This is a genomic window from Flectobacillus sp. (assembly GCF_049240685.1).
Lineage (GTDB): Bacteria > Bacteroidota > Bacteroidia > Cytophagales > Spirosomataceae > Flectobacillus.
On the sequence record NZ_JBMLSD010000008.1, the window covers coordinates 1 to 4092 of the forward strand.

Annotated in this window: 4 protein-coding genes; all 4 read right to left on the bottom strand. The window is 34.4% G+C overall.

Features of this window, described 5'->3' with window-relative positions; genetic code table 11:
* Window positions 1-238: 238 nt before the first annotated feature.
* Entirely contained in the window at window positions 239-1306 is a 1068-nt protein-coding gene (locus tag ACOVQ4_RS00435; RefSeq protein WP_421818706.1) for a ligand-binding sensor domain-containing protein, read from the bottom strand.
* A gap of 256 nt (window positions 1307-1562) precedes the next feature.
* Window positions 1563-1838 carry a GNAT family N-acetyltransferase gene (locus ACOVQ4_RS00440; protein ID WP_421818707.1) on the bottom strand — a complete coding sequence of 92 codons (276 nt, stop codon included), beginning with the start codon at window positions 1836-1838 and terminating at the stop codon, window positions 1563-1565.
* A 422-nt stretch (window positions 1839-2260) separates the two neighbouring features.
* Complete coding sequence (locus tag ACOVQ4_RS00445; protein ID WP_421818708.1) at window positions 2261-3121, bottom strand: carboxypeptidase-like regulatory domain-containing protein; 861 nt, start codon at window positions 3119-3121, stop codon at window positions 2261-2263.
* 246 nt (window positions 3122-3367) lie between these two features.
* Window positions 3368-3808 carry a hypothetical protein gene (locus tag ACOVQ4_RS00450; protein WP_421818709.1) on the bottom strand — a complete coding sequence of 147 codons (441 nt, stop codon included), beginning with the start codon at window positions 3806-3808 and terminating at the stop codon, window positions 3368-3370.
* Window positions 3809-4092: the final 284 nt, after the last annotated feature.

Here is a 4092-nt window from a genome sequence, read left to right on the forward strand (position 1 = left end):
ACACCAAAAAATACAGTTGTCAATATTTTTTTAGTTCTGTTCATTCAGTCATCTAATGCAATATACGATATATTCGTAATATTATATGAATGCATTTTACAACCTTCAATCTTATTGATTTTTCTTGTATGCTGATAGTCAGGTAAAATCGCCTTTTACGTACAAAGATTTACAAGTTTGCCCGCCACCCTGCCTGAAGTAAAACCTTACAAGGGGTTTCGTTTTTATCTGTTCTAAACTACTGCTTATTCTCAGTGTAATTGATAAATGTTTTTCCATCGAAAAGGTAAAGACCTTCACCTCTCGTGCCCACCCAAATATTTCCATTTTTATCTTCCAAAATTGTCCAAATCCAGGGATTGATTAGCCCATCTTTAAAATGGGTAAAAGTTTTATCATCATACAGTCTAAGTCCATCAGCGGCACCGAACCAAAGATTTCCTTTTTTGTCTTCTATGATTCGAGTGACTTCTCTTGGCAAACCATCTTTTGTTGTAAAACCTGTAAAAGTATTTCCATCATACCGATAGGCTCCACCCCAATTACTGAACCAAATATTTCCGTTCTTGTCTTGCAATTGAGGCCAGCCCCAATTGTGCGCTTTTGGTGTAGGTCCATTTTGAAATAGATCAATTGGTTGGAGGTTGGTCACTGTTTTTCCATCATAGCGATACACACCTTCGTTGGTTCGTCCACCCAGCCAAATATTACCCTCTTTATCTTCGAAAATACGTTCTACTTTATCGTTATCGGTCAAAAAGCCATTGGCAGCTTCATCAATTCTAAAAAATGTAAAGGATTTTCCATCGTAGGTAAAGACACCGTCTATGGTTACAAACCATAGTTTTCCCTTCCTGTCTTGTAGCATGCTGTAAACCCAGTGGTTTTGATACTGGGGATTCTTGTTAGGAGGTAGGTTTTTGGGTAAAGGAATTTGGATGTTGGTAAATGTTTTTCCATCGTAAAGGGAAAGTCCTGCTTTAGTACCTATCCAAATTTTTCCAGCTGTATCTTCCAAAAGGCAATAGACATCGTTACTGCTTAACCCATCTTTTACTCCAAATTGCTTAAACGATTTTCCATCATATTGATACAGGCCATTATCTGAGGTGCCTACCCAAAGATTTCCAACTTTATCCTGAATGATACACGAAAGATTGCCATTTCCTGCCTGCTTGATCAATTTTGGATGCTCCTTCTCATTTGGCAAATCTTTTTTAACTGGTCCGTTACAGGATGTCCCCCAAACTGTTAGTGTAAGAAAAGTAAGAATTAGAATTTGTACTATTTTAATTTTTTTAGTCAAAATGGTTGGAGGTTTTGTTATTTATTGGTCGGTTGAGGTGTCGCTCTGCAAAGACCGATCATTCGTTTGTAAATGCTATACTTTCCCGGTTGCCAAGCAGAATATCGCAGGTATAGTGGATAGATATTGTGTAGTACTCAAATCTAAGTAAAATAGTATAAGTTATCAAGCGAACTAGTTATCATCTTTATACCCTCGATGGATAGATGGGTATGCATTTCAATTGTTTTGCTGCTGCTCTGCCCGGTGGCTCTTATTAGTTAATGTCAAATATCATATCATAGTTATATCCATTGTGTTCAAATTGCCCCAAAACTGTAAACCCTTGCTTTAAATAGAATGCAAATGCACTTTCATTTGTTGCCTGAACACCACCCCATAAAATTATGCGCTTTTTATTGATTGCTTGTAAATCGCCAACAATATAGTCAAACATCAATTTCCCAATTCCCTTGTTCTGGTATTCGTCACTTACCGACGGGGCAAATGTACAATCACTGTCTTTATCCAATTCCAACCCGTATGACTCCAAGCGAAGTTTGTCATGCTCCAGATAACCATGTTTAATAAGGCTATAGGATATGATTTTTTCCTGCGTTTTCTCTTGCGCAATCTATCCAACGTAGGTATCTGATTGGTTGAACAAAGTGTATATCGAATCGACATCGTATGGATGGGGACCAAATCGCTGTTTTGATTCAGGACTGAGATGGTTCAGATAAATGGATAAGTTGTTGGCTTCGGAAATAGTAAATTTCCTGAGAAGAATTTGCGTCCCGTCTTTTGCTTTCATGTTCATATTATTTCAAAGATAGCTGGGAAATGTACTTGTATTACTTTTTGATGGATTTTTAGCAGAAAAGGTTAATAGGATTTCTATATTGCATCTACCATACATGAATCATTGAGGTCGGTCTGGCAACCTATTGCATCAATGCTTTTGAATATTTACTTTTATCTACAGATTGCATTTAAATAAAAACTTAAACCTTGACCACTTTTAGTCCATTTATCCATTGACTTTTCTCTAAAAAAACTTGTTTCCAATATTGACATTGCAGTTGATATTGAAAAATATTTACTTTTTTCATTTGCTTTTTTGCTTTCAACCCATTGAATTGTAATTGCAATATTCTCTCTTTGCTTCTCTAATAAAATATCATATGGTTTCAAATCTAAATAAAACCAACCTTTAAATTCATCTTTGATTTCAAAAATTATATCTTTTTCAACAATAAGTTCTGTAGGAAATCCATTTTCTATTTGATAAATATTCAACCTGAATTTTAGAGAACTAAATTCATTTGTAGTTATGTTAAAATTTAAATCATTTATTTTACAATCATTTTGTAGTTTGAATTTCATTCCGATTTCTTTGCTCAATCGGTCATCAACATCTTTTTCCTCATAAGTATAAAAATTAGTGTGCATGAGTCCAAGACCTTTAGAATTTCTTCCAAGTATTTTTGGTTTTGATTTTTTAAATTTAACTACAACCTCTTCTAACTGTCTTTTTTCTGGGATCAGTTCAATTTCGTTGTTTACAAGATTAAGATTTGAAATTGCAACGGTTTTAGTTTGATAGCCAACATAAGAAAATGTTACCAAATCATTTTCATTGATGCTTTCATTGAGTTTTAAAGAAAATTTACCATCAAAATTTGATACAGTTCCTATATTTTTATTTGATATTCCAATAGTAGCATATTGTAAGAAAAATTTACTTTCTCCATCTTTTATTACTCCTTTGATTATTTTTTCTTGGGAATAAGAGTTTAAAGTTATTAGTAAAAAAAGGATACAATTTAATTTCATGTTTTGAAAGGATTTCGTTTCGTTCGGATTAGATGACCGACATTATTGAGGACTTAGCGAAGTGAGGGGTAATTTTGTTGCTTCTATCTGGCTTACTTAATTTGATTAATGTTTTATTGTGAAATGGCAGATTTCCATGGAGTAGTGCTCGGCCAGTCTTTACAAAAGCTACATTGAAAAACTGCTATTGGAAAAAAAAGTTCCTTCACCCCGCATTTTCTTAAGCGCTTTGTTCTAGGCAGGCTATCAATTGCCCCAACTATTTTTCAAGCCACTTAATTTTAATCTTTTCTTAGCCAAGCTATCCAGCCACTTACTTGTCTGCTTGTTCAAGATAAATCCTAAAGGTCTTTTGCCTTGAGCACCTTCTGCTCTTCTACCACCTTCTGTAGAGTCAACAACCAAATATTTATTATCATTTGTTGTTAAGCTATCGATAAGTTTATAGTCGTCTATCGTTAGTATTGGCTCTGTAAATCCGCTGTGGTCAGCACCGATAAGTTCCTGAACTGCATTTGAGTTATTATAGCTCTTAATAAGTAGTTGTCGGAAATAAGTTAGCTTAAACTGTTCAATATAAATGTCTTTATACTGTGCTTTAATAGATCGCGTCTGACGGATGCCATCACATGATATTGTTGTTAATCCAATAGTTAGCAAGATGGAATATAAAAAGGGTCTTGTCATCTATGCGAAGAGATATAATGATTTCTTTTTGAAATAAACGCTGTCTGTCTTGCTTGCCTACAACTCGTTAGTATGCCTTCCAGTCTCTCTTTTTTCTATACAAATACTGGAGTTGATAAGAATAAATGTAGCGCATTATCAGAAATCAAAAAAAATAGGACAAGCTAAGTTGATTTTTTAACCATTTTGTAACTCAAATATTGTTATTTCTGGTCTTACATTGAACCTTACCTGCCATAGGTGCCCTAAGGCCCTGTTGATGTATAAAGTTCTGTTGTTGCTTA

Excerpts from the sequence above, each read along its gene's own strand:
- ACOVQ4_RS00445 (WP_421818708.1), bottom strand. The coding sequence starts at position 3,121 with ATGAAATTAAATTGTATCCTTTTTTTACTAATAACTTTAAACTCTTAT.
- ACOVQ4_RS00450 (WP_421818709.1), bottom strand. The coding sequence starts at position 3,808 with ATGACAAGACCCTTTTTATATTCCATCTTGCTAACTATTGGATTAACA.